Source organism: Parahaliea aestuarii, from assembly GCF_008064635.1.
GTDB classification, from domain to species: domain Bacteria; phylum Pseudomonadota; class Gammaproteobacteria; order Pseudomonadales; family Halieaceae; genus Parahaliea; species Parahaliea aestuarii.
This window is the reverse complement of record NZ_VRYZ01000002.1, coordinates 505,151-529,447: the sequence shown is the minus strand read 5'-3', so window position 1 is coordinate 529,447 and position 24,297 is coordinate 505,151. Positions and strand designations below refer to the sequence as shown.

20 protein-coding genes are annotated in these 24,297 nt (G+C 63.8%); 14 read left to right on the top strand and 6 right to left on the bottom strand.

The window, feature by feature from the left end:
• Window positions 1-8 precede the first annotated feature (8 nt).
• The 3 genes from FVW59_RS06595 to FVW59_RS06585 all read right to left on the bottom strand — a co-directional run bounded on the left by FVW59_RS06595 (window position 9) and on the right by FVW59_RS06585 (window position 3,434).
• Window positions 9-677: a DUF4194 domain-containing protein gene (locus FVW59_RS06595; protein WP_148063429.1), complete on the bottom strand. Its 669-nt coding sequence runs from the start codon at window positions 675-677 to the stop codon at window positions 9-11.
• On the bottom strand, window positions 655-2,094 hold the full coding sequence (locus FVW59_RS06590; RefSeq protein WP_148063428.1) for a Wadjet anti-phage system protein JetA family protein: 1,440 nt from the start codon (window positions 2,092-2,094) through the stop codon (window positions 655-657). The genes FVW59_RS06595 and FVW59_RS06590 overlap by 23 nt, the downstream gene beginning before the upstream one ends.
• A 104-nt stretch (window positions 2,095-2,198) precedes the next feature.
• Complete coding sequence (locus FVW59_RS06585; RefSeq protein WP_148063427.1) at window positions 2,199-3,434, bottom strand: MFS transporter; 1,236 nt, start codon at window positions 3,432-3,434, stop codon at window positions 2,199-2,201.
• A 176-nt stretch (window positions 3,435-3,610) separates the two neighbouring features.
• On the opposite strand from FVW59_RS06585, the gene FVW59_RS06580 reads away from it, so the two are divergent.
• Both FVW59_RS06580 and FVW59_RS06575 read left to right on the top strand, forming a co-directional pair.
• Window positions 3,611-4,558 (top strand): DnaJ C-terminal domain-containing protein, encoded by a 948-nt coding sequence (locus tag FVW59_RS06580; protein ID WP_148063426.1) that lies wholly within the window; start codon window positions 3,611-3,613, stop codon window positions 4,556-4,558.
• Window positions 4,555-4,863 carry a chaperone modulator CbpM gene (locus tag FVW59_RS06575; RefSeq protein ID WP_148063425.1) on the top strand — a complete coding sequence of 103 codons (309 nt, stop codon included), beginning with the start codon at window positions 4,555-4,557 and terminating at the stop codon, window positions 4,861-4,863. Before FVW59_RS06580 ends, FVW59_RS06575 begins: the two co-directional genes overlap by 4 nt.
• Before the next feature lie 273 nt (window positions 4,864-5,136).
• On the opposite strand, the gene FVW59_RS06570 is transcribed toward FVW59_RS06575, so the two are convergent.
• Window positions 5,137-5,670, bottom strand: a complete 534-nt coding sequence (locus FVW59_RS06570) for a PilZ domain-containing protein (protein ID WP_148063424.1) — start codon at window positions 5,668-5,670, stop codon at window positions 5,137-5,139.
• Between the two features lie 464 nt (window positions 5,671-6,134).
• Here FVW59_RS06570 and FVW59_RS06565 point away from each other — a divergent pair, with 464 nt between their 5' ends.
• The 10 genes from FVW59_RS06565 to FVW59_RS06520 all read left to right on the top strand — a co-directional run bounded on the left by FVW59_RS06565 (window position 6,135) and on the right by FVW59_RS06520 (window position 17,518).
• The gene (locus FVW59_RS06565; protein WP_148063423.1) at window positions 6,135-6,995 is read left to right on the top strand and encodes a type 2 periplasmic-binding domain-containing protein; all 861 of its coding nucleotides are present in this window, start codon (window positions 6,135-6,137) and stop codon (window positions 6,993-6,995) included.
• Complete coding sequence (locus FVW59_RS06560; RefSeq protein ID WP_148063422.1) at window positions 6,992-8,242, top strand: hypothetical protein; 1,251 nt, start codon at window positions 6,992-6,994, stop codon at window positions 8,240-8,242. Before FVW59_RS06565 ends, FVW59_RS06560 begins: the two co-directional genes overlap by 4 nt.
• 146 nt (window positions 8,243-8,388) lie before the next feature.
• Window positions 8,389-10,869: a TonB-dependent receptor gene (locus FVW59_RS06555; RefSeq protein ID WP_148063421.1), complete on the top strand. Its 2,481-nt coding sequence runs from the start codon at window positions 8,389-8,391 to the stop codon at window positions 10,867-10,869.
• Window positions 10,870-10,895: 26 nt separating this feature from the next.
• Window positions 10,896-11,786, top strand: coding sequence for a tyrosine-protein phosphatase (locus FVW59_RS06550; protein ID WP_148063420.1), 891 nt, complete (start codon window positions 10,896-10,898; stop codon window positions 11,784-11,786).
• 197 nt (window positions 11,787-11,983) lie between these two features.
• The gene (gene recA / locus FVW59_RS06545) at window positions 11,984-13,027 is read left to right on the top strand and encodes a recombinase RecA (protein ID WP_148063419.1); all 1,044 of its coding nucleotides are present in this window, start codon (window positions 11,984-11,986) and stop codon (window positions 13,025-13,027) included.
• Window positions 13,028-13,157: 130 nt separating this feature from the next.
• The gene (locus FVW59_RS06540; RefSeq protein ID WP_246139655.1) at window positions 13,158-13,655 is read left to right on the top strand and encodes a regulatory protein RecX; all 498 of its coding nucleotides are present in this window, start codon (window positions 13,158-13,160) and stop codon (window positions 13,653-13,655) included.
• A 90-nt stretch (window positions 13,656-13,745) separates the two neighbouring features.
• On the top strand, window positions 13,746-14,195 hold the full coding sequence (locus FVW59_RS06535; protein WP_148063418.1) for a hypothetical protein: 450 nt from the start codon (window positions 13,746-13,748) through the stop codon (window positions 14,193-14,195).
• Window positions 14,196-14,442: 247 nt separating this feature from the next.
• The gene (locus FVW59_RS06530) at window positions 14,443-15,696 is read left to right on the top strand and encodes an alginate export family protein (protein ID WP_148063417.1); all 1,254 of its coding nucleotides are present in this window, start codon (window positions 14,443-14,445) and stop codon (window positions 15,694-15,696) included.
• Window positions 15,697-15,700: 4 nt separating this feature from the next.
• Window positions 15,701-16,321, top strand: a complete 621-nt coding sequence (locus tag FVW59_RS06525; RefSeq protein ID WP_187275795.1) for an ANTAR domain-containing response regulator — start codon at window positions 15,701-15,703, stop codon at window positions 16,319-16,321.
• A 3-nt stretch (window positions 16,322-16,324) separates the two neighbouring features.
• Entirely contained in the window at window positions 16,325-17,518 is a 1,194-nt protein-coding gene (locus FVW59_RS06520; RefSeq protein WP_148063415.1) for a CmpA/NrtA family ABC transporter substrate-binding protein, read from the top strand.
• A 27-nt stretch (window positions 17,519-17,545) separates the two neighbouring features.
• Here FVW59_RS06520 and FVW59_RS06515 read toward each other — a convergent pair whose 3' ends face one another.
• A complete protein-coding gene (locus tag FVW59_RS06515) occupies window positions 17,546-19,312 on the bottom strand; it encodes a bifunctional protein-serine/threonine kinase/phosphatase (RefSeq protein ID WP_148063414.1) in 1,767 nt (588 codons plus the stop codon).
• Window positions 19,312-20,778 (bottom strand): NarK family nitrate/nitrite MFS transporter, encoded by a 1,467-nt coding sequence (locus tag FVW59_RS06510; RefSeq protein WP_148063413.1) that lies wholly within the window; start codon window positions 20,776-20,778, stop codon window positions 19,312-19,314. Before FVW59_RS06510 ends, FVW59_RS06515 begins: the two co-directional genes overlap by 1 nt.
• 600 nt (window positions 20,779-21,378) lie before the next feature.
• On the opposite strand from FVW59_RS06510, the gene nirB reads away from it, so the two are divergent.
• Window positions 21,379-23,904, top strand: a complete 2,526-nt coding sequence (gene nirB / locus FVW59_RS06505; RefSeq protein WP_148063412.1) for a nitrite reductase large subunit NirB — start codon at window positions 21,379-21,381, stop codon at window positions 23,902-23,904.
• A 17-nt stretch (window positions 23,905-23,921) separates the two neighbouring features.
• Window positions 23,922-24,290 carry a nitrite reductase small subunit NirD gene (gene nirD / locus FVW59_RS06500; RefSeq protein WP_246139654.1) on the top strand — a complete coding sequence of 123 codons (369 nt, stop codon included), beginning with the start codon at window positions 23,922-23,924 and terminating at the stop codon, window positions 24,288-24,290.
• Window positions 24,291-24,297: the final 7 nt, after the last annotated feature.

Genomic DNA, 24,297 nt, shown 5'->3' with positions numbered 1-24,297 from the left:
TCTTGCGATTATTCCTGCTCTTCGTCTTCGGGGGCGGCTTCTTTCGTTTCTGCCGGGCCGAGCAGTTCCGCCAGTACCGCGTCGGTTACCAGGCTGGTGATATCGGGGCGGATGGTCAGCCAGGACTCGCCGTCCTCCAGCGCTTCGTCGCCGGCGCTGCGGATCAGCCGCAGCTGGCGCAGGCGGCGGAACAGCGCACGGCGTTCGGTGGCCGCCTCCGGCAGGGCCCTGCCCAGCAGGTTCTTGCTGGCCAGGCTCACCGCCTCCAGCGGCAGCACCGCCTGGCCCAGTTCGTCGATCTGTCCCTCGCGCAGGGCCTTGTCATACTCCGCCCGCAGCACCAGGATCAAGGCCACCTCCTGCTGGTTGAGGCGCTCGCGCAGGCCGCTGTTGAAACTGTCGCCAGTGTCGGCAAGGCCCGGTACCTCGGCGCCGGGCGGGAACAGGCGCAGGGAGTGAAAGCGCGGTTCGTGCAGCAGGCGCACCCGCAGCACTGCCAGGTAATCCTCTACCAGGTCGGGTACCTGCAGGTAGCGATCGTAGAGCTCTGCCTCGCGCTTGCTTTCGTCGCGGCACAGCACCCCGTGGTCCAGCAGGCGGATCATCAGTTCCGAGAATTGTTCGGCGCCGAGGCCGCGGGCCTCCAGCGCGTCGTCAAGGGCGTTGCGTATCGTCATCCTGTTCCAGTTCCAGCAGGAAGCCATCCCTGCGTTCAAAATAGTGTTCGCCGCTGATCGGCTCGGCCGGCTCCACCCGCAAGCGGAAACCCGTCTCGCCGTGATCGGCGCTGCCCAGTTCAATCACATGGCTGAGGGCCAGCAGGTCGGCGGCACTGTCGATGGGCAGGTCGCGGTTGTCGATGCGCCGGCTGGCGCCGAGGGCCGTACGCAGGTAGTCGCGCAAGGCGCCACCGTTGATGCTGAAGGCCTTGTCCAGCTGTTGCTGGATGTAGAGATCGCGCAGGGTGGCGGCATCCGGCGCCGCCATTTCCGCCACCAGGCTCTGTACCGGGCGCGGCTGGCGCCTTTCACGCAGACGGTTCTGGGCCGGGTCTACCAGGCCGACGCGCAGTCCGGCCATGACTTCGCCAGCCGCCGCCAGACGCCGGTTGCAATCCGCCTCTGGCAGTGTCGACAGTTCCCTGCACAGGCCGACAATGTCGTTGTGCTTCTGGCTGTGAATATAGCTGAGCTGGCGGATGATGATGTCGGCGCGCTTGGTAAACCCCTGCAGGGTACGGCGCAGGGCGGGCAGCATGATCTCCGAGGCGCTGCGCATGCGCTGCTCGATGCTGTCCAGCACCTGCCAGAGTACCGAGGCGTCGTCGCTGACCACCAGGTCCGGTGCCAGGCGGCGCAGCTCGCGCTCCGCCGCGGCCTTCCAGGTTTTCTGTTTGCGGCGGATTTTGCCAATGGTGTCCTGGATGCGTTCGCGGTGCTTTTCCACGCTGTCTGCCGACAGGCGAATGGCCACGTCGGGCTGGAAGCGCTTTTCCATGAAGTCGAAGAACTGGTCCGAGGCCTGTTGCACCAGTTGCTGGGCTTCCACTTCGCGCACCAGTTCCCGCTTGCGCTCCTCCAGTTCAGCAATGATGTCGGTGAAGTCGGCGATGATGCGTTCGGAGTGCTCGTAGGCGTCCAGCAGGTCGTAGACTTCGCCGCGTTCCAGAAAGGCCGCCAGCGAGTTGAGGGTATTGCGGGTGTTGCGGTGGCGGGTGCGCACGCTGCGGCCGTCCACTTCCGCCAGGGCCTGGGTAAACAGGCGCCCGCTGCGGCTGAACGGGTAGGTGGACTGGAAGGAGGCCTCGTCCTTGTCGCGCTTGAGCCAGCCGTAGTCCACCAGCTGGTTGAGAATCCAGCCGGCCTGCTCGCGGCTGTTGCCGAAGCGCCCCTCGTCCTCGCCCTCCAGCAGCGGCGCGCGCTCCAGGGCTTCGCAGAACAGGTCGATGATCTGCTCGCGGCGCAGGGACTCGCCGTAGTCCGCCTGGGAGCTGTAAAGGCGCTCGTGCAGCAGGCGCAGGCACTCGGCGATCTGCTCCCGGTACTTGCCGGTGAGCGGGCGAAAAAACTGGCTGCGTTCGTCGCTGAAGAACATGAATTCCGATGTGGCTGTATGGCTTGACGGCGGGCGGGCGGCTTGCGCGCGACAGGCGGAACATTACCAGAGTTGTCCCGGCGGCAGTAGCGGAAGGTACCTGGTCAGCCTTGTTTGGCCGCCTGTCGCCCCCGCCACAGCCACGTCACTACCAGCAGGGTGGCCAGGCCGAAGCCCACCAGAACCGGCGCAAAGCCGATGCGATCCGCCAGCGCGCCCATGACCAGGCTGCCGATGGCGGGGGAGCCCATGGTCAGTACCGTCCACAGGCTCAGTACCCGGCCGCGGTAGTTGTCCGGCACACCGAGCATGGTCAGTGCCTGGCAGCCGGTGCCGGCAACCGTGGTGACGAGGCTCAGCACCAGCACTATGGCCGCCACGCTGGCAATGCCGCCGGCCAGTGGTGCCGGCAACAGCACCAGGGCCGCCACGGTCAGGCAGCCGAAGACCAGCGGTGACAATACCGATTCGCTGCCGCTCAGGCGGGTCATCGCCAGGCCGCCGAGAATGGAGCCGGCGCCGGCGGCCGCGGTGAGCACCGCCAGGGTGGCGGCGTCGCCTGCCAGCAGGCGGCCCGACAGGGCCGGCAGCAGCTCGATCACTGTGCGTCCCAGCAGGCCGTTGACCAGGGTGAGCAGGAGGGTCAGGCGCACGACGGGCTGGGCGATGGAAAAGGAAAGTCCTTCCCTGAACTGCTGCCACACCGGTGACCTGGCCGGCGGGACTCGCTCATCGCGGCAGCGTACCCGGCGTATGGCCAGCGCACTACCGGCGAACAGTCCGGCACCGACCCCGAAAGTCACTGCGCCACCGGTGCCCGCCAGCAGCGCCCCGGCCAGCGCCGGGCCGAGGATGCGCGCCAGGTTGAATACCATGGCGGAAATGCCGATGGCCCCGGGCAGGGCGGAACGGCTCACCAGCAGGGGGATCAGGGTCAGGCGCAGGGGCGAGTGGGCGGCGGCAATGGCGCCGGTGGCCAGGGCAACGATCAGCAATGGCGTCAGGGAGAACAGGCCCAGTGCCATGGTCGTGGCCGCCAGCGCGCCCAGCAGAGCCTGGGACGTCAGGGTCACCATCAGGCCGTTGCGCGGGTTGATGCGATCCGCCAGTACCCCGAACACCGGCGAGAGGACAAAGGTCGGCAGCAACATCACCGCACTGGCGATGCCCACCCATAGGGCGGCGTGGGTGAGCTCCCAGGCACTCCAGCCGATCAGGAAGCGCGTCACCCAGGTGCCCATGGTGGAAAAGCACATCGCCAGGAAGTAGCGCCGGAACACCGGCTCGGCAAAGGGGCTTGTGCGGCCGGAGTGGGTGCTGGGCGGTTCGGGCGAGGTCATGCGTATTGTCTGTAGCCGGCGGCGGGCCACTTTAGCGTCTGCTGCCGGTACCCGCAAATGCCCGTGCGACTAGCGGGCACTTGCATCCCGCGCCGTCAGCACCATATCGGAGTTGGTGTTGGCGGCGGGTGAAATGCCTGCTGTAATGAAGACAAGCGGAGCGTGCGGAAGGGGCTATGGAATTCAAGGATTACTATGCCATTCTCGGTGTGGAGCCGGATGCGGAGAAGGCGGATATCAAGGCCGCCTATCGCAGGCTGGCGCGCAAGTACCACCCGGACCTGAACCCGGGTGAGGATGCCGAGGAGAAGTTCAAGGAGGTGGCGGAAGCCTGGGAAGTGCTGGGCGACGATACCCGCCGCGCCGAATTCGACGAACTGCGACGCTACGGCAGTGCCGGTGGCGGCCGCGGGTTCGAACCGCCGCCGGGCTGGCAGTCCCGGGCGGGTGCCGGCGGCCACCACTTCAGCGGTGACTTTTCCGACTTCTTTAACAGCATTTTCGGCGCGGACTTCGAATCCGCTGGCGCCGGGGGCGGTGCCCCGCGGGGCCGGCGCGGCCAGGATGTGGAAATCGAAATGCCGGTGTTCCTGGAAGAGACCCTGGCAGACACGCAAAAGCCGGTGGAATACGCGTTGCCAGTCATAGAGAACGGCCGCCGGGTCAGCCGTCGCAAATCGCTGAAGGTGACCATTCCCGCGGGAGTCACAGAAGGTGAACGCATCCGGCTGCGCGGGCAGGGCGTACCCGGTGAGGGTGGCGCCCCCGACGGGGACCTCTACCTGCATATCCGCCTGGTACCCCACCCGCTGTTCGACGTGCAGGGCCACGACCTGCTGGTGACCGTGCCGCTTGCGCCCTGGGAAGCAGCCCTGGGCGCCAGGGTGACAGTGCCTACCCTCGATGGCAGGGTGACGGTGACTGTGGCGCCAAACAGCCAGGCCGGACGCAAGCTGCGCATCAAGGGCAAGGGCCTGGTGAGCAAGGCGGGCAGAGGTGATCTCTACGCGGTACTGAAGGTGACCATGCCCACAACGTCCAGCGACAGGGCCCGGGAGTTGTGGCAGTCCCTGTCCGAGGAGCTGGACTTCGATGCGCGGGCCGAGTGGAGGGCGTCGACATGAGTACCAGCATTATGCGCATCACGGCGCGCGAGTTCTGTGAACGCGAGGGCGTCACCGAAGAGCAGGTAATAACCATTGTCGAGCAGGGCATCGCCCGACCGGCCGCCGGTGGCCGGGCCCGCGACTGGGAGTTCGATACTACCTCGGCCCTGTGGATGCAGAAGGCAGTGCGGCTGCATCGCGATCTGGACCTGGACTGGGTGGCGACGGCGATGCTGGTCGATCTGCTGCGCCAGCGCGACCGCCTGCGTCGCGAGAACAGGCAGCTGCGGCAGCAGTTACAGCGCTTCCTGGCGCAGGATTGAGCGGCCGGTTGAACTCACAGGACGTAGTGGGCCTGGCTACTTTCGTCACGAAGCGAACATTTATGCCCCGGCCGAAGGTCGCCGTAATATGCGCAGCTCATTACCTACCTACACGCAAATGCCAAGCGTATTGCAGGTCGCTGAATATATACGGGCACGCTTTTGTTGCTTATCAAAGAGCTCGCAAAGTAAGAGCCCATGTCCGTACCAAGCTGCGCAGGTAACAACGATTGGCCGGGTTGCGGTCACATTCAGCTTGAATTGAGACGCCTGTCATCTCCACTCCAAAGCCAGTTTCTTATCCAACCATACCTGCTCCAGTTGGTAAAAGATTTCACTGAGTTCAGTCGGCGGGCAGGGAGTGCCTTCGCTATCCATGCAACCTACGAACTGTAGACCGCAACGTGTCATCGACTTGTCTTGCCGCACAATCAGTCCGCGCAGTTCTACTCTGCTACCGCCAAATTCTATTTCCAGGTCAATGTGCTCGCCTGTCTCACCGACGGGAAGTGGCGCATGAATGAACATACCCGTGAGCGAAATATCGATCGGAGTAACTACCTGCTCGACTTCGCCAGAGAGAATGGTGATTCGCAGCTGGTCTGCCTCAGTGTCACGGAGACTCGATAGGGGCAGTCGCCAGCTGGATCGCCTGTTGGCGCTTTCATTCAGGTGCTTCTTTAGAAAATCAATAAGTACAGGAATATCGGAAGTTTCGATGTCGGCAGTCTCGCCGTAGTTTATCCTGAACGCTATACCTGCATCACGATCAGATACAGCGAAGTGGCCGAACTTGATGGTTTCCACTCTTCGCTCCTCTTATACCCACTTGCTTTCGCTGGTTGATTTCTCACCTGTTGATTTGTTGAGCTTGGAGGGTCGACTTTTCTGCCCCCTCCCCCGCTGAGACCTGAATATATTCTGATATTTGCAAACCGAATAGGAACTGAATCACATAATTCCTCCTGCATATAACAGGAGAATATTTATTGCGTACTCAATCGCAGTTTCGACCGCTTTGAGGTGTGGGTTCAAGCTGCCCTGAGTTGTATCAAGGCCGTTCACGGTTTCTGGCAAAAGTTGTCCAATCCCGACTTTATCTTGTAAACGACACGTCATGTTGCGAGTCGGTGGGCGAGGGCGGGCCGCTGTAGCGCCGGCGGCGGGTGGTGGCAAATGCCGGGCGGGCAAGGTGGTATCGCAATCCGCGCGTCATGGAGTTGTCATAAATCTGTCTTATGCTGGCGTTTTGTTTGCGGTACCCAAGGCCTGTGTCTCTGTTCCCGCCCATCCCGCTTGCCCGGCGCCATCCGCGACACTGGTTGCCTGCGCTGCTGATCGCCCTGTGTGCCGCCGCCGCGAGTACGCTGCTCAGCCTGCCGCGCCTGGCGCCGCTGCCGCTGAGTGACTACCAGAGTTTTGCCTGCAGCACCCCGGACCCGGCCGGCAAGCCGACCCTGCAGTTGTTGAGCCTGACCGATGCCTATGCCGAGGACCTGGCCAGCCTGAGCTGCCAAGGTCGAACGGTGGCGGAGCGTTTCGCCGGTGCCGAGATCCGCTGGCGGCCGCGCAGTTTTCTCTCAGCCCGCGATATCCTGGAGGGGCGTTACGACCTGTTCTGGAATCGACGCCATCTGGTGGAAGGCATGGTTCCGGAGTTCTTCGAGTACTACCAAGCGCTGCTGCAAACCCCGAACTATCCGCTTTACTGGCTGAGCAACGGGGCGGCGCCGGCAATGAGTCAGCAGTACCTGGAAGGCAGGGTGGTGGGACTGCTCGCCGATACCACCAGCCAGACCTACTACCAGCGACCGATGAACGCCCTCAACCGCGCCGGTCTCCAACTGGGCAGGGACCAGCTGCGACTGTTCCCCGACCCCCAGGCGTTGTACCGCGCCTTTGCCACCGGGGAAGTGGACCTGATCAGCAGCCCGCTGTTTGTCGTCGACGGCTTTGGCCTGCCCTACGAGCACCATTTACTGATCGACAATAATGTGCCCTCGGGCACCTGGTATGTGCGCAAATCGCTGGTGGGCAGCGGCGTCGACTGCGACCTGCTGGCGGCGCTCGAAGCGACCTCCGCCCTGTTTCCCGCGGGTGGCAGGGTCGCCGACGGGATTCACTGCCCGTGAGGCGCCTGCGCTGGCCACACCTGACGCTGGGAGCCGGCGCCTGGCTGCTGCTGATGGTGTGCAGTGTGGGCTTGTCGGACTGGTCAATACGTCACCAGGTGCACAGCGAGCTCGGCAGGCAACTGCCGGAGCTATTGGCGGACGCCATTCCCGGCTGGGAGGGCGAGAGTTTTTCCTGGCGTCACCTGGCCATGGAGATTGACCGGGATCTGGTGAATTTACAGCTGCGCCAGCCGGGCCCGCTGGCCCATTGCAGCGCGCGCGTGCTCAGTTTGCAGGGCGAACAGATTGCACGCGCCGGGGCAGGGGAGCAACGCCTGGCGCTCGCCTGGCGGCAGGGCGAGATGGGCCGTCAGCTCGAGCTGGGCCTGCAGTGCCAGCGCAACTGGCCCTGGCTGCTGGCGAGCCAGGGCGCGCTGACAGGCCTGGTCGCGGCCCTGCTGCTGGCGTTGCCCGCACCCCTGTCGGCGCGGCGAAGAGCCTATGTTGACGCCCTGCGCACGGCGGGGGCGAGCCGGCGCCAGGCACTGCGGGCGACTGCCGCAGTGGATGATCTCTCCGACAGTCAAATACAGCTACTCGATGCTCTGCTGGCGCAAGCTGGAGATGGCGGCCTCAACCCGCAGATGCAGGCCTTTCGCTGGGCAGGCTCGGTGCGCGCACAGGCACTGACCGCAGCGCAACTACCCTGGTTTCTTCGCGCCCTGCAGCTTTTCGAGGGCGATGCGGAGCGGGCGCTGGCGGTGGCGCTGGCCCCGGCGCAACTGGTATTCCATCCGCGGGATTGCCGCGTTAGTGTTCACGGCCTCGACCTGCGTCTGCCCAGCACGCCCTTTATCTATTACCTCTGGTACGCCAGGCGCCGCCTGCGCGACGGCGCCGGCGACGCCGGGGGCTGGTTCGCCAATCCGCCCTCCAACCGGGCAGACCACGAGGGGGCGGCGGAAGTGCTGGCGTTGATGGAGGCCTACGAAGGGCACGGCAAGGCGGCCCGCGATCTGCGTGAGAAGGGGCTGCGGTCGCGCACCCTGGACCAGAACCGCAGCAAGGTGAAGGAACACCTCACCGGCCTGCTGGGTGAGGAACTGGCGGCCGACTTTCTATTCGAGGGTGAGCGCGATGCGCGCACCGCCCGCTCCCGTTACCGGATTGTGACAGACGCGGCGCAGATTCGGGTGGACGAGGGTCCGCAATGCGCTGCAGCAGGCGCCATAGACATCCCCGCAACACCTGCCTCGTATTCATAAGGCACTGAAGATAAAGAAAAAAACATTTAGAGACATCTCCAGCGCGGGTTTCCCCCCACCTGTAACAAAACCCTCATATTTACTCTCGATACTCCTCCCCATCGAACGCATCCAGTGCATTTTTCGACCCTCAGGAGTACAGCGAAATGAGTATGCAATGTAGCCAAATGTTATCCCGCCGCCTGCCGCTGGCACTGGCGGTGGCTGCCGCCATCGGCGCGCCGGCCATGGCCCAGGACACCGTTAAACTGGAGGAGGTGCTGGTAACGGCCACTCCCATCCGCGACAGCCAGCAGGCCTCACTCGACGCCAAGCGCCTGGCCGACAACTACGTGGACATCGTCTCCGCCGATACCATTGGCCAGTTCCCGGACCAGAACCTGGCGGACTCCCTCGGCCGTTTGCCGGGCCTCGCCATCGAGCGCGACCAGGGCCAGGCGCGCTACATCAACCTGCGCGGTGCGCCGTTCCGCTACACCACCATCGCCTTTGACGGTATCGATGTGCCCGGCGCCGAGAATGGCCGCATCCCGCGTTTCGACAGCTTCCCCTCGGTGATTACCCGCCGCATCGAGGCCAACAAGGCGGTGTTGCCCAGCATGCCCGGCGAATCGGTGGCTGGCTTTATCAACATCCATACCTTCAGCCCTTTCGACAGTGAGGGTTTTTCCATGGCGGCGGATGTGGGCACCGGCCAGCAGGAACTGGGCGACGGCGACATCGAGAAGTACGCCCTGCGCGGCTCCTGGTCCAACGACAACTTCGGGGTGATGGCCTTCGGTTCCGAGAACAGCCGCGAGCAGGTGACCGACAACCGCGAGTACGACCTGGACCGCGACGCCAACGGCCAGTTGCTGGTGAACGAACTCGACTTCCGCAGCTACAGGATCAAGCGCGAAGACAAAAGCTATGGCGGGCGCCTCGAATTCCGTGGTGACGGTGCGATTCAGCGCGTGTTTGCCTCCACCCTGTACAGCGAGTTCCAGGACCACGAAGAGCGCAACCAGTTCGCGTTTTCCCCGCTGGAGCAGGCTGTCGGGACCACCGGGGAGAACGTCGCGATGCTGGTAGCGCGCAACCTGGAAGAGGGGCTCTACGAGAACTCCACCGAGACCTCCACCCTTGGCGCAGACATGCAGGCCGGGAACTGGTTCCTGGAAGGCCGCGTAAACTACACCGAAACCTCGTCCAATATGGATCTGCCCATCCCCTACAGCGTGGGCGGCTTCACCATGGCGGACTACGACCTCAGCGATATACAGGACCCGAAGGTTTTCCTGCCCGGAAACCTGTCGGACATCCAGTACGCCCAGACCTTCGGCCTGCACTATGTGCAGTCGCTGGATATCGAGGCTACCCAGTACAAGGTCGACGCCAGCCGCGACCTCACCCTGTTCGGCCTGTCCTCCACCCTGTCACTCGGCGCCAAGTGGGATGACCGGGAAGCCGATGGTTTTATTGCCCAGCCGGTATTGGGCGCTTTCCCCGCCGGGATCAACATTGAGGACTACAACACCGGCGAGCTGTGGGATGCCAACACCAGCAACACCATCGGCGGCACCTATTACAACAACGCCGGTCTCTACTATGCCTGGGCCAGCGCGGCGGACCTCTCCACCGACGGCCTGATCGCCCCGGAGAACAGGATCGCCATCGAAGAGGACATCCTGGCCGTGTACGGCATGCTGCGCTCGGAGTTCAGCTGGGGCAATGTGGTCGCCGGCCTGCGGGTGGAACAGACGGACTACAGCAGCAGTGGCACCCTCAACGAGGTACCGCTGAAGGTAGAGGATGACTTCACCCACTATCTGCCCAGTGTCCACGTCAATGTCGACCTGGCGGAAGACCTGAAGTGGCGTATTTCCGCTTCTACCGGTGTCAACCGCCCCACCTACAACGAGTGGCGCGCCGCGGCCAGCGTGGATGTGACCGAGCAGACCGTCACCGGCGGCAACCCGACGCTTGATGCGGAAGATGCCATTGGTTTTGACACTTCCATCGAGTGGTACTTCGCCCCGGCCAGTATCCTGTCCGCCGGCGCCTTCTACCGCGAGATTGACAACGTCATCTACACCGACGTGTCCACCATCGACGGGGGTATCTACTTCCCGGCGGCGGCCGGTGAGCAGTGGGAATTCCAGGGGGCGGTGAACGGCAGGGACGGCATGATGCAGGGGCTGGAACTGAACGCCATCGCCCTGGCGGAAGAGGTGCTGCCGGCGCCCTTCGACGGCCTGGGTATCAGCGCCAACGTCACCGTGATGGAGTCCGAGTTCAAGACCCTGGACGGGCGCACCCTCGACCTGCCCGGCACTTCGGACCTGGTCTACAACGCCTCCCTGTTTTACGAGAAGTACGATGTGTCGGTACGCCTGAACTACCAGTACCGCGACGAGTGGATCTCGCCCATCGAGGACCCGAGTGAATACTGGGGCGAGCAGGAGCGGGTTGACCTCTCCGTGGTTTACACCCTGCCGATCAACTGGGACCAGACGGCGATCTCCCTCTATGCCAACGCCAACAACCTGACCGACGAAACCGATGTGCGCTACGCCGGCAACGGCACCATCAACCAGAGCGAGAGCTTCGGCCGCCGCTACCTGGTGGGTGTGCGCGTCAACTTCTGATCAGGGACTTGCACAAGGAATACCTTATGAAACCGTTGAAAATACTCGCATTGGCCGTGAGCCTTGTGACTCCGGTCGCCGCCCGGGCGGATATCGCCGAGGCACAGACCCTGCAGGCGCAAACCGGCGCCCTGGACACCTACCGCAACGTGCTGCCCCTGGAGGGCGGTTCCAACTTCCGCGACCTCGGCGGCTACGTCAACGAAGACGGCAAAACCGTGCGCCGGGGCCTGCTCTATCGCTCCGGCGTGATGACCGGCCTCACCGACAGGGATGAGGGCTACCTCGCCGGCTTCGGCTTTGAGACCGTGGTGGATTTGCGCAGCTCTGAGGAGCGCGAGCTCTATCCCAACCGCTGGGTGAAGGACGCCGGTGTCGACTACATCAGTGTCGACTACAGCATGATGGACATGATGAAGGCCGGCATGCAGGGCGGTGGGCGCCCGGATATGGCGACCCTCTACAAGAGCCTGCCCTACAGCATCCAGCCGCAGCTCAAGCAGTATTTCGCCCAGGCGGTGGCCGGCCACGCGCCGCTGGTGGTGAACTGCTCCGCCGGCCAGGACCGCACGGGGATCGCCTCGGCCCTGATGCTGACCGCGCTGGATGTACCGCGCTCGCGCATCGTGCAGGACTATGTGCTGTCCACCGAGTACCGCCGCCCCGCCGTGGAGCGCGGCAGCGTGGATCTGGGCGAAGCCGCCGAAACCAACGCCTTCGCCAAAATGATGCTGCGCTATGCAGACCGGGAACACAGCATGGCGGCGCCGCTGATCACCGAGGAGGGGGTGCCCTACCTGGTGTTCGCCCTGCAGCAGATCGAGGCGGATTACGGCTCGGTGCTGGCCTTTATGGACGAGGAGCTGGGCGTGGGCGAGAAGGAGATTGCGGCGCTGAAGCAGCAGTATCTGCGCTAGCCGCCGTCATTTTCCGCCCCCGGGCGGGCCGCTGTCCGGTGATTCTCGCCAGCGGTTCCGCCCACCTGTCGCCCAGACGCACAGGTCTTTCCCGGCGAGCGCTTTTCATGGAAATTGGTGCTTGCAATTTCCGGACTGACCACTGAGTATATATACAGTAGTTTTACTGTATGACTTTGTGAGCACCGGAGACCCAAATGGACGCCAACAAACAGAAAGCACTGGACGCCGCCCTGACCCAGATCGAACGCCAGTTCGGCAAGGGCACGGTAATGCGCATGGGCGACAACGAGCGCGTCGCCATCCCCGCCATCTCCACCGGCTCCCTGGGCCTGGACATCGCCCTCGGCATCGGCGGACTGCCCAAGGGCCGTATCTGCGAGATCTACGGCCCGGAATCCTCCGGTAAAACCACCCTCACCCTGCAGGTGATCGCCGAGGCCCAGAAGGGCGGCGGCACGGCGGCCTTTATCGACGCCGAGCACGCACTCGACCCCATCTATGCCGAAAAGCTGGGGGTGCAGGTGGACGACCTCATCCTGTCCCAGCCCGATACCGGTGAACAGGCCCTGGAAGTGGCGGAGATGCTGGTGCGCTCCGGCGCGGTAGACGTGCTGGTCATCGACTCGGTGGCGGCCCTGACCCCGAAGGCGGAAATCGAGGGCGAGATGGGGGACTCCCATGTCGGCCTGCAGGCCCGCCTGCTCAGCCAGGCCATGCGCAAGCTCACCGCCACCATCAAGCAGACCAACTGCCTGGTGATCTTCATCAACCAGATCCGCATGAAGATCGGCGTGATGTTCGGCAACCCGGAAACCACCACTGGCGGTAACGCCCTCAAGTTCTACTCCTCAGTGCGCCTGGACATCCGCCGCATCGGCGCGGTCAAGGATGGCGACGAGGTGGTGGGCAACGAGACCCGGGTCAAGGTGGTCAAGAACAAGGTGTCGCCCCCCTTCAAGCAGGCCGAGTTCCAGATCATGTACGGCAGGGGCATCTACCACATGGGCGAGGTCATCGACTGGGGTGTCAAACTGAACCTGGTGGACAAGTCCGGCGCCTGGTATTCCTACAAGGGCGACAAGATCGGCCAGGGCAAGGCCAATGCCGCCAAGTTCCTCGAGGACAACCCGGCGGTCGCCAACGAGATTGAAACCGAGATTCGCAGCCAGACCATGGCGGCGGCAGCCCCGGCCAAGAAGGCCGTCGAGGCCGATGCCGAGGAATCCGCGGCGGATTGAGGCGACGCCCGCCCCGGCGGGCCATTCGTAGCAACGTGATTTTTTCGTTTTCCCCCCTTGGCGCCGGGTCCACTGAACCCACTCTCGCTCCCGGCGCCATTTTTAATTTTCCCGCCTGCGGCCTGGCGCTGTGAGTCGAGTCGATGACATCCCGGTACCGGGCGAGTCGGCGCCCGAACAAGGCGCCGCCGTGGACCGGGCAGCCATACGCCGCGCCGCCATGGACCTGCTGGCCCGGCGCGAGCACTCCCTGCAGGAATTGCGGCAGAAGCTGCACCGGCGCTTTGGCGGGGCTTCTGAACTGGCGGTGGAACTGCAGCGCCTGCAGGAGGAAAACCTGCAGAGCGACAGCCGCTACGCCGAGAGCTTTGCCCGCCAGCGCATGCTGCGCGGCTACGGTCCTCTGCGTCTGCGCCAGGAAATGCGCCAGAAGGGGATTCCCGAGGCCGAAGCCAGCCTGGCCCTGGAAGCGCTGGATATCGACTGGTACAGCCATGCCCAGGCCGTATGCGACAGGAAGTTCGGCACCGGACCCGCGGCGGACCTGAAGGAAAAAGGCCGTCGCCAGCGGTTTCTTCAGTATCGGGGCTTCAGCCAGGACCATATCTCCGCCTGCCTCCATTCCTGAGCGCTTTTGCTAAGCTTCACGAATCTTCGGCGCCTGCGCTAAAGTGATCTTCGCTGCACTGACAACGCCCTGACAATAAGAGGAAGCACTATGTCGATCCTGACAGATTCGCGCACTGGCGCGGCGCCCTGGCACCTGTGGCTGGTGGGGATTCTATCCCTGCTGTGGAATGCGGTGGGGGCCCTGGACTTCGTGATGACCCAGACTCGCAATGAACAGTACATGAGCGCCTTTAACGAGGAGCAACTGGCCTACTTTTATGGTTTGCCGATGTGGGTAGTCATCTGCTGGGGGGTTGCGGTGTGGGGCGCTGTGCTGGGCTCGATATTGCTGCTGTTGCGAAAGCGCCTGGCGGTGGCAGTGTTTCTCGTTTCATTGCTCGGCATGATACTGACCACAGTACACAGTTACCTGCTGGCCAACGGCCTCGAGGTGATGAACGATCCCTTCGCCGTGTGGTTCTCCGGCGCTATCTTTGTTATCGCGGTGGTTCTTTTTGTCTATGCGGGCAGCCTGAGTCGGCGCAATATCCTGCGCTGAGCGGACTTTCCCCCTTTCGGTGCGGGGCTGCACCAGCCTGAGGCCCGTTTTTGGGGCAGGGCGCTGGTGCAATCCCGAAAAACCCGGTCTCCAGCCGGTAAATACAGGTGTTTCGAAAAGTTGGCCCGGCGCTTGCATTAGGTAGTGCAGTACCACCAGGTCTACAATTTTTCGGCAACGAAGCCTGCACCTCACCGCGTCTAACCACGCGCTGGAGTGCAGGTTTTTTTTTGATGGGAGAAAAGTGATGGGCAGGCAGAAGCGTTTTGGCGCGTGGGGCAGCGCGGCAGTACTGGGGGCGACCGCGCTGGTCTCCGCGGCGGTACAGGCAGAAGAGAATACCGATGCGGGTGCCGCATCCATCGGCGAGATGTTGACCCGCGGCGACCTGGAAATGGATCTTCGCTATCGCTTTGAATACGTGGACCAGGATAACTTCGACGACAATGCAGAGGCATCGACCCTGCGTACACGCGTCGGTTTCACCACCGCTGCCTGGAAGGGCCTGAGTCTGATGGCAGAGGTGGACAATGTCACCGCCATCGGCGACGACGACTACAACTCCACCGAGAACGGCGAGACCGGATTCCCGGTAGTGGCCGACCCGGAGGGCACCGATATCAACCAGGTGTGGGTGAAGTACGCGATGGATGACGCCTCGGGTGTCTACGGTCGCCAGCGCATTGTGCACGGCAACCAGCGCTTTGTCGGCGGTGTGGCCTGGCGTCAGAACGAACAGACTTACGACGGGGTGCGCTTCCAGTGGAGCACCGATGTGCTGACAGTGGATTATTCCTATGTCTACAACGTCCACCGTATCTTCGGCCCGGACGACGGCGCGCAACCTGCTGACTGGCACGGCCAGAACCACTTCCTGCGGCTCAACTACAGCCCCTGGCAGGGACACAGCCTGGTCGCTTTCGGCTATGTACTGGATATCGATCCCCAGTCCGGTTACAGCGACAACCTGACCCGCAATAATGGCTCCGACACCTGGGGCCTGGAATACGCCGGTAAACTCGGCCCGGTAGCCGCCCGCGCTGCCTATGCCTACCAGGGCGACGGCGGCGACAGCCAGCTGGACTACAGCGCCAACTACTACCTGCTGGAGGGTGGCATGGGACTCGGTCCGCTCACTGCCCTGCTGGGTTACGAGGTGCTGGGAGCCGGCGACGGCGTCGGCTTCAAGACCCCGCTGGCCACCATGCACATGTTCCAGGGTTGGGCGGACATGTTCCTTACCACACCGGGTGACGGCATCGAGGATCTCTACCTGACCGTCAGCGGTGCTGTCGGTCCGGTCAAGCTGGCCGGTACCTGGCACGAATTCGAGGCCGAGGACGGTGGCGCTGACTTTGGCAGCGAACTGGACCTGATTGCCACCTGGCCAATCAATCCCAGGTTGAGTTTGCAGCTCAAGTATGCAAATTTCTCTTCCGACGACACCAGCCGCTATGCCGACACCGAGAAGGCCTGGATGACGGTGCAATTCAAGATCTGATGTGGTGACGACAACGAAACAAGCTGCCCCCAGCGCTCCACTGCGGGTCATTCTGGTGGATGACAATGCCGAGCGCGCCAGCGCCGTAGCCGCAGGTCTGGCGCTCCCCGGCCTGGAGATCATTTCCGTGATTCCCACGGCGTCCGGCCTGCTGTACCAGATGGCGCAGCAGGAGCCCGACGTGGTGGTGATCGCCCTCGATTCCCCTGACCGTGACGTGCTGGAGAGTCTTTCCATCGCCTCCAGCCACAATCCACGGCCGGTGGTCATGTTTTCCGGCAGCGGTGATTCCGGCTTCATAGGCGACGCCATTCGCGCCGGGGTAACGGCCTATCAGGCCGAGGATATTCAGCCCGAGCGGGTGAAGGCGGTGATCGACGTAGCCATGGCCCAGTTCTCCGCCTTCAGTGATCTGCGCCAGGAACTGGATCGCACCCGCGCCCAGCTGGCGGATCGCAAGCTGGTGGAGAAGGCCAAGGGCCTGATCAGCGCCATCCATGGCGTCGATGAGGAGGAGGCCTTCCGCACCCTGCGCAAGCTGGCCATGGATCAGAACCAGACCCTGGGTGAAGTGGCGCGAAATGTAATAGCAGTACTGGAAAAATCCCGACCGGAGCGGAAATAGCCAATGACTGACACACTGCGCCTGCCCGTGGCGGAAAAAGCCGAACTGCGTCTGGGTTACCTGCGCCTGAATGACAGTGCGCCCCTGGTCATGGCCCGGGAACTGGGCCTGTACGAGCGCTATGGCCTGGCGGTCAGCCTGGAACGGGAGATCTCCTGGGCCAACCTGCGCGACAAGCTGGTGGCCGGTGAGCTGGATGCGGCGCAGATGCTTGCGCCCCTGCCGCTGGCGACCTCCATGGGAGCTGGCGGCATGCGGGTGGAAGTGATCTCCGGACTGGCCCTCAGCCTGAATGGCAATGCCATCACCGTGAGCCGGGAACTGGCGACGGAGCTGGCGCAACGCGGTGGCCTGGTCGCGGACGGGGCGCAGGCGACGGCGCGGGCCATGGGCGACTACTTCCACAGCGCCGCGCGCAAGCCGGAGCTGACCTTTGCCGCGGCCCACTCCTTTTCCTGCCACATCTTCCTGCTGCGTCTGTGGCTGCAGTGCGGTGGTATCGACCCGGAGCGGGATGTGCGCATTATCGTGCTGCCGCCGGAGCAGATGGTGGACAGCCTTGCCCGCGGCATTATCGACGGTTACTGCGTCGGTGAGCCCTGGAACAGCATGGCGGTACACCAGGGCGTGGGGGCCATCCAGGCCACCGGCTACCAGTTGTGGAATAACAGCCTGGAAAAAGTGCTCGCAGTGACCGGGCCCTGGCATCGCCAGCATACGGCAACCCATCTGCGCCTGCGGCTGGCCCTGATGGAGGCCTGTCGCTGGCTGTCCGATCCGGCCCATCGCCTGCAGGCCGCCGAGGTGTTGGCGCGACCGGAGTACCTGAATCTGCCGGTGGAAATTCTGCGTCCGGCCCTGGCCGGCGAACTGGTAACCAGCCGCGGCCAGGCGCCGATGGCGATGCCGGACTTCCACGTCTTCGGCCGCTACCAGGCCGGCTTTCCCTGGCGCTCCGACGGCGAGTGGCTGGCGGACCAGACCAGCGCGCTGCTCGGCAAGACGCTGGATACCGAGCGCTGCAAGTCCCTGGTGCAGCAGACCTATCGCACCGACCTCTACCGCGAGGCGGCCCGCCATCTCGGTATGCCGGCTCCGGCGACTGACTACCGGCCGGTGAATGCGCATGAGGGGAGCTGGGAACTGAGCCCCGGCATACTGCTGGGGGCGGATCAGCGCCTGGTACCACCGCAGTGACACCGAAGCGGTGACACGCGGTTCGGGCTAGTCCAGCAGCAGGGCCAGGGTGACCAGTTCCAGCAGGGCGAGGGCGATGGCGATGGCCTTCCAGGTACGCAGCGGGTCGCGCTCGATCAGCGGGCGCTGGTGGAAGGCGAGGTAGCTGGCGTTGGGGTGCTGTAGTTCGTAGGCAAATTCGGAGACATCCCCGTGGCGGCGTTCCGGGTGGAATCTCATCGCCCTGCGCAGGGCGCCGTCGATCCACTGCGGTACCAGGGGGTTGATGCGGTAGCTGGGAGTGTAGGTGGTGGAGAGGAATTCGCGCTGGCTGCTGCATTGCTCCAGCTTGCCCTGGAAGGGCAGGGTGCCGGTGAACATCTCGTAGCAGATCACCGCCAGTGAAAACAGATCGGCGCGAGCGTCGACCGACGAGCCCAGGCGGCATTCCGGGGCGGCGTAGGTAGCGGTGCCCAGTACCTGGTCGCGCTGCAGGGGGCTGGCGATCTCGTTGATGCCGGCCACGGCGCAGGAACCAAAGTCGATCAGTTTCACCTGCCCCTGGCTGTCGATCAGGATGTTGTCCGGCTTCAGGTCCTGGTGCAGGGTTTCCCGCCGGTGCATGGCGCGCAGCCCCTTGGCGATCTGGCCGGCGAGGTAGACCACTTCCTCCACTGCCGGGCGCGGGTGCTCCCGCATCCAGCGCGTAAGCGACAGGCCGTCCACGTATTCCGTCAGGTAGTAAAGGCAGGAGCGCGGCTGTGGTGGCTCCACTACCCGCACCACGTAGGGGCTGTGAATACGCGAGCCGATCCAGCTTTCCATCACAAAGCGCTCGATATAGGCCGGGTCGTCCTCGAAATTGACCGAGGGCGTTTTCATGCAGTACATCTGGCCTGAAATAGCTTCGCTGACCAGGTAGACCTGGCTGCGATTGCTGGCGTAAAGCTCGCGCTCGACCTTCAGCCCGTCGAGTGTGTCGCCCACCTTGAGAAAGGGCGGAAAGCGCAGTTCGGTGAGGCGGCCAACCACGTCGTCGATTTCCGGCTGTGGCAGGGCGAGTACCCGCAGCAGCTGGCAACTCAGGTTGTCCTGGCTGCCGGCGGCCAGGGCGCTGCTGTTCAATTGCAGGCAGCGCTGCTCCAGGCTGCGTGTCTCGTCGCTGATGCCGGCCTGCAACTGTTCCAGGTCCAGCGCATCGTGCACGCCATCGGTGCTGAGCAGAAACAGGTCGCCTTCCTCCAGTGCGAGGCACTGGTAGTCGACCTCCAGGCGCACATCCAGCCCCAGGGCGCGGGACAGGTAGGTCTGCCCATGGCCCACCGGCACGGCGTGGTCGGTGGTGAGCTGTTCCAGTTTGCCCTGGCGGTACAGGTAGATGCGGCTGTCGCCGGCGTGAAACAGGTGAGCGTGCTGGCTTTTCAGTACCAGCGCGCTCATGGTGGTAATAAAGCCCTTGTTGCTGTCCGGCAGGTGGGTACCGTTGCGATAGAGCCAGCGATTGAGAGAGGTCAGTACCTGCTGCACCGAATGGCGCACCGTCCAGGACTCGGGTGTGGAGAAGTAATCCGACAGGAACCCGGTGACACAACTCTGGCTGGCCTCGCGGCCCGCCTCCGCGGCGCTGACCCCGTCGGCGATCACCGCGGCGGCTCCCTTGGTGGTCAGCAGGGCGTCGTCGGGGATGCGGATGCCTATGGCATCCTCGTTCATGGCCTTGGCGCCGGCACTGCTGGCCTGACCCACCTCCAGCAGCAGGCGCTCCTCGAGGTGGCTGGCGTGGTGGCTCGTCGCTGTCGCCGGTGCCGAACTCATCAGGCGACGTCGATCAACTGGACACTGCCATCGGGAAGCGTTTCCTGCATCTGGCCCCGGGGTTCCTCGATAAACTGCACGATAAAGAAACACACTGCGGCGCTGCCGGCAATGATCAGGAAGAAGGTGGAGGCGTCGACGAAGGTGAGGGCGGTCAGGTAGACCACGGCGCCGACGTTGCCAAAGGCGCCGACCATGCCGGCGATCTGCCCGGTCATGCGGCGCTTGATCAGGGGCACCATGGCGAAGACCGCGCCTTCGCCGGCCTGGACAAAGAAGGAGCAGGCCATGGTGGCGATCACCGCCGCCGGCAGCCACCAGCCGCCGTCGACCTGGGCCAGTACCAGGTAACCCACGGCGAGACCGGCGATCAATACCGACAGGGAGCGCTTGCGCCCAAAAGTGTCGCTGAAAAAGCCGCCGGAGGGCCGCGCCACCAGGTTCATAAAGGCGAAGCCGGAGGCCAGCAGTCCCGCGGTCACCGCGCTCAGTGCGAAGGTTTCCATGAAGAACAGGGGCAGCATCGAGACCACCGCCAGCTCCGAACCAAAGGTGACGAAGTAGGCCCAGTCCAGCGCGGCGACCTGTTTGAACTTGTAGCGATCGATCTCCGGCACCCCGCTGTTCAGGTGCTCGCGGTTGACGCGCCAGATCTGGCTGACCTGGAACACGAACAGTACCACCAGCACGATGTACATGCTGAGGGTCGCGGTCTCGCTCAGCAGTGCGAGGTTGCCCGGTGACAGCCGCCAGCTCATCACCGCCAGGGCAATATAGAGGGGCAGGGTCATGGCGATGTAAAGGTAGAAGTCGCGCCAGCTGCTGACTTCCAGGCCGCCGCTGCGTTTGGGTTTGAAGTAGGTAGAGCCCTTGGGCGTGTTGCGCGCCTTGATGTAGAAAAACACGCCGTAGAAAAGCGCGAGCACACCGGTGCTGGCGATGGCGTAGCGCCAGCCGTCGTCGCCCCCGTAGACGAGAGCGAGGCTCGGCAGGGTCATGGCGGCAGCGGCGGAGCCAAAGTTGCCCCAGCCGCCGTAGATGCCCTGGGCCATGCCCACCTGGCGGGCCGGAAACCACTCGCCAATCAGGCGAATGCCGATGACGAAGCCGGCGCCGACGAAGCCGCCGAGGAAACGGAACAGGGCCAGCATCTCGTAGCTGGTGGCGAAGGCGAAGCCCCAGCAGAAAAAGGCGCTGAGCACCAGCAGCCAGCTGAACACCAGGCGCGGGCCAAAGCGATCCACCAGCATGCCCACCACGATCCGCGCGGGGATGGTCAGGGCGACGTTGAGGATCAGCAGGGCCTTCAGTTGCTGGTCGCTGAGATCGAAGGCCTCGCGGATGTGGGCCATTAGCGGGGCGTGGCTGAACCACACCACAAAGGTAATGAAAAAGGCCACCCAGGCGAGGTGGAGGGTACGGATAGGCGGACGCGACAGGTCCAGCACGTTGACCGGGCTACTCATCGATAGATTCGCTCTTGGAGAATAACAGGTGAGGTCCGAGCGCGCCGTTACGCCCTTGCTTGAGCCAATGCAAGCGGTGTGCCAATAGCGGGCAGGGGCCAGGTACTGTAAATACAGGCCTTTCCGCGATGGAATGGTGCCCCGGCGTATCGCCCGGGTGCGCACTTGCACTCTTGTGAAGCGCGAATCTGCCGGGGTTGCCCCAAATTGCTGCACCCAGCGCCCGCCGCCAAGGGCCGCCTGCCGAGCGTTTTTTCATGCCGGCGCGGCGATTGGCGCCGGCTCATGACGCCGCGTCGGTGGCGGCGGCGCACCAAAACAGTTCGGCTGCGGTGCAATTGCACTGTCCTGATTCAGTTTAGCGCGCTTGCGCCGTGGTTCTCCGCACGGAATAAATCGCTAACATGTTGAAAAGTAAAAGCTAATTATTTTATGGCACAGGGATTGTATCTGTCCGGGTGCACATCCCCACATCGCTGTTTCCCTTCACGAGCAACGTCGCTCCTGTTACCCGCCTGGCGGGTCGCGGAGGCAACGTTGTGCGTGGACTCGAGGTGAGCGCGCCCCGGCGCGGACAGAACAAGCGGAGTAGGAAGTACGATGAGCACACGCAAAATCCTGGTAGTCGGCAACGGTATGGTGGGGCACCACTTTGTGGAGAGCCTCGTTGGCCTGGACACGGATGTCGACATCACCGTGATCGGCGAGGAGCCGCGCCCGGCCTACGACCGCGTTCACCTGTCCGAGGTATTCTCCGGCCGCGAGCCCGCCGACCTGGCCATGGCCACCCGCGAAACCTATGAAAATTGGGGCGTCAAAGCCCACTTCGGCGATCCGGTGGTCAGGATCGAGCGCGCCCGCAGGGAAGTGGTCACGCAGGGCGGTCGCCGCTTCAGCTATGACAAGATGGTGCTGGCCACCGGTTCCTTTCCTTTTGTGCCTCCGGTCAAGGGCGCCGACAACAAGCGCTGCCTCGTCTACCGCACCATCGATGACCTCGGCCATATCAAGGCCACGGCAAAGGACAGCGAAATCGGCGTGGTGGTGGGCGGAGGCCTGCTCGGCCTCGAGTGCGCCAACGCCCTGCGCAATCTCGGCCTGCAAACCCACGTGGTGGAGTTTGCCCCGGGCCTGATGGGCGTGCAGCTCGATGACGGTGGTTCGAAAATGCTGCGCCGCAAGATCGAGGCCCTGGGGGTCTCCGTCCACACCGGCAAAAACACCCAGCAGATTGTGACCGACGAAGCCACCGCCCTGCGCATGGACTTCGCCGACGAAAGCGCTCTCGGCACTGACATGATCGTGTTCTCCGCGGGTATCCGCCCCCGCGACCAACTGGCCCGGGACAGCGAACTGGCGGTGGGAGAGCGCGGCGGCATCGTGGTCGACTACAAGTGCAAGACCTCCGACTCCGACATCTTCGCCATCGGTGAATGCGCGCTGTTCGGCGGGCGTATCTACGGCCTTGTCGCTCCCGGCTATCGCATGGCGGAAGTGGTGGCCAGCCAGCTGGCCGGTCAGGCAGAGGCCACCTTCCAGGGCGCCGACATGAGCACCAAGCTGAAACTGCTGGGTGTTGATGTGGGCTCCATCGGCGACGCCCACGGTCGCACCGAGGGCAGCATCTCCTACGTATTCAGCGACGAGCGCGCCGAGGTCTACAAGCGCATCATCACCAGCGGCGACGGCAAGACCCTGCTGGGCGCGGTGCTGGTGGGCGACTGCGAGGATTACGACACCCTGCTGCAGTACTTCCTCAACGGTATCGAGTTGCCGGCGGAACCGGAGAGCCTGATCGTGCCCGCCGCCGGCGACAAGCCGCTGTTGGGCGCGGCGGCACTGCCGATGACCGCCACCGTGTGTTCCTGCCACAACGTCACCAAGGGCTGCATCATCGACGCGCTCGACGGCGGTTGCTGCAGCCTGGGTGACGTCAAGGGCGAGACCAAAGCCAGCACCGGCTGCGGCGGCTGTGCCGCGATGCTGAAAAACGTCGTGGAAACCGAACTCTCCGCCCGTGGCGTGGTGGTGGACAAAAGCATCTGCGAGCACTTTCCCTATACCCGCCAGGAGTTGTTCCACCTGGCGCAGGTCGGCGAGATAAAAACGTTTCAGGACATGCTCGGCCAGCACGGCAGTGGACGCGGCTGCGATATCTGCAAGCCGGCCATCGCCTCCATCATGGCCTCCCTGTGGAATGAGCACGTGCTGGAACTGCCCCACGTTGGTCTGCAGGACACCAACGATACCTTCCTCGCCAATATGCAGAAGGACGGCACCTATTCCGTCGTGCCGCGGGTGGCCGGCGGCGAAATCACCCCGGACAAGCTCATCGTACTGGGCGAGGTGGCGAAGGAGTACGGCCTTTACACCAAGATCACCGGCGGCCAGCGCATCGACCTGTTCGGCGCGCGCCAGCACCAGTTGCCGGAGATCTGGCGCAAGCTGGTGGAGGCCGGCTTCGAGACCGGCCACGCCTACGGCAAATCCCTGCGCACGGTGAAATCCTGTGTCGGCAGCACCTGGTGCCGCTACGGCGTGCAGGACAGCGTCGGCATGGCCATTCTGCTGGAGAACCGCTACAAGGGCCTGCGCTCGCCGCACAAACTGAAGAGCGCGGTATCGGGCTGCACCCGCGAGTGCGCCGAGGCCCAGTCCAAGGACTTCGGCGTGATCGCCACTGAGAATGGCTGGAACCTCTACCTCTGCGGCAACGGCGGCATGAAGCCGCGCCACGCCGACCTGTTCGCCACCGACCTCGACGACGAGACCCTGATCAGGTACATCGATCGCTTCCTCATGTTTTACGTGCGCACCGCCGACCGGCTGCAGCGCACCTCGGTGTGGATGGACAACCTGGAGGGCGGCCTCGACTACCTGCGGGAAGTGATCATCGACGACAGCCTCGGTATCTGCGCGGAACTGGAACAGCAGATGGCGGCGGTGGTGGGCACCTACCAGTGCGAGTGGACTACCACCATCAACGATCCGGAGAAGCTCAAGCGTTTCCGCACCTTCGTCAATTCCGACGAAGAGGACAGCGGTGTGGTCTTCGTACAGGAGCGCGAACAGATCCGCCCGGCGCGCGCCGAGGAAAAAATCCGTCTCGTGGCCAGCAGCAAGTAAGTCGCGGGAGCGCAGCAATGACAGGAGTGAAGGGGATGGAAGCGGTGAAGCAGGATCAATGGGAAGTGGTATGCACCCGGAGCGATCTGGTGGTGAATTCGGGCGTGTGTGCGTTGGTGAACGGGGAGCAGGTGGCCATCTACTACCTGCCCGACACCGAGCGCAAGGTCTACGCCCTGGGCAATCGCGACCCGATCGGCAAGGCCAATGTCATGTCGCGGGGGATTGTCGGCGACCTGGGCGGCAAGCTGGTGGTGGCGTCACCCCTGTACAAGCAGCACTACGCGCTGGAAACCGGTGCCTGCCTGGAAGAGGAGGGCGTTTTCATTCCCTGCTATGACGTCCAGCTGGATGGCGATGAAGTACACGTCAGGGCGGCGGGCTGAGGCGGGA

Bases quoted from the DNA above. Each gene is read 5' to 3' on its own strand.
- FVW59_RS06590 (WP_148063428.1), bottom strand. From the start codon at position 2,094: ATGTTCTTCAGCGACGAACGCAGCCAGTTTTTTCGCCCGCTCACCGGC.
- FVW59_RS06595 (WP_148063429.1), bottom strand. From the start codon at position 677: ATGACGATACGCAACGCCCTTGACGACGCGCTGGAGGCCCGCGGCCTC.
- FVW59_RS06580 (WP_148063426.1), top strand. From the start codon at position 3,611: ATGGAATTCAAGGATTACTATGCCATTCTCGGTGTGGAGCCGGATGCG.
- nirD (WP_246139654.1), top strand. From the start codon at position 23,922: ATGACAGGAGTGAAGGGGATGGAAGCGGTGAAGCAGGATCAATGGGAA.
- FVW59_RS06520 (WP_148063415.1), top strand. From the start codon at position 16,325: ATGACTGACACACTGCGCCTGCCCGTGGCGGAAAAAGCCGAACTGCGT.
- FVW59_RS06555 (WP_148063421.1), top strand. From the start codon at position 8,389: ATGAGTATGCAATGTAGCCAAATGTTATCCCGCCGCCTGCCGCTGGCA.
- FVW59_RS06510 (WP_148063413.1), bottom strand. From the start codon at position 20,778: ATGAGTAGCCCGGTCAACGTGCTGGACCTGTCGCGTCCGCCTATCCGT.
- FVW59_RS06550 (WP_148063420.1), top strand. From the start codon at position 10,896: ATGAAACCGTTGAAAATACTCGCATTGGCCGTGAGCCTTGTGACTCCG.
- FVW59_RS06515 (WP_148063414.1), bottom strand. From the start codon at position 19,312: ATGAGTTCGGCACCGGCGACAGCGACGAGCCACCACGCCAGCCACCTC.
- FVW59_RS06530 (WP_148063417.1), top strand. From the start codon at position 14,443: ATGGGCAGGCAGAAGCGTTTTGGCGCGTGGGGCAGCGCGGCAGTACTG.
- FVW59_RS06585 (WP_148063427.1), bottom strand. From the start codon at position 3,434: ATGACCTCGCCCGAACCGCCCAGCACCCACTCCGGCCGCACAAGCCCC.
- FVW59_RS06575 (WP_148063425.1), top strand. From the start codon at position 4,555: ATGAGTACCAGCATTATGCGCATCACGGCGCGCGAGTTCTGTGAACGC.
- nirB (WP_148063412.1), top strand. From the start codon at position 21,379: ATGAGCACACGCAAAATCCTGGTAGTCGGCAACGGTATGGTGGGGCAC.
- recA (WP_148063419.1), top strand. From the start codon at position 11,984: ATGGACGCCAACAAACAGAAAGCACTGGACGCCGCCCTGACCCAGATC.
- FVW59_RS06535 (WP_148063418.1), top strand. From the start codon at position 13,746: ATGTCGATCCTGACAGATTCGCGCACTGGCGCGGCGCCCTGGCACCTG.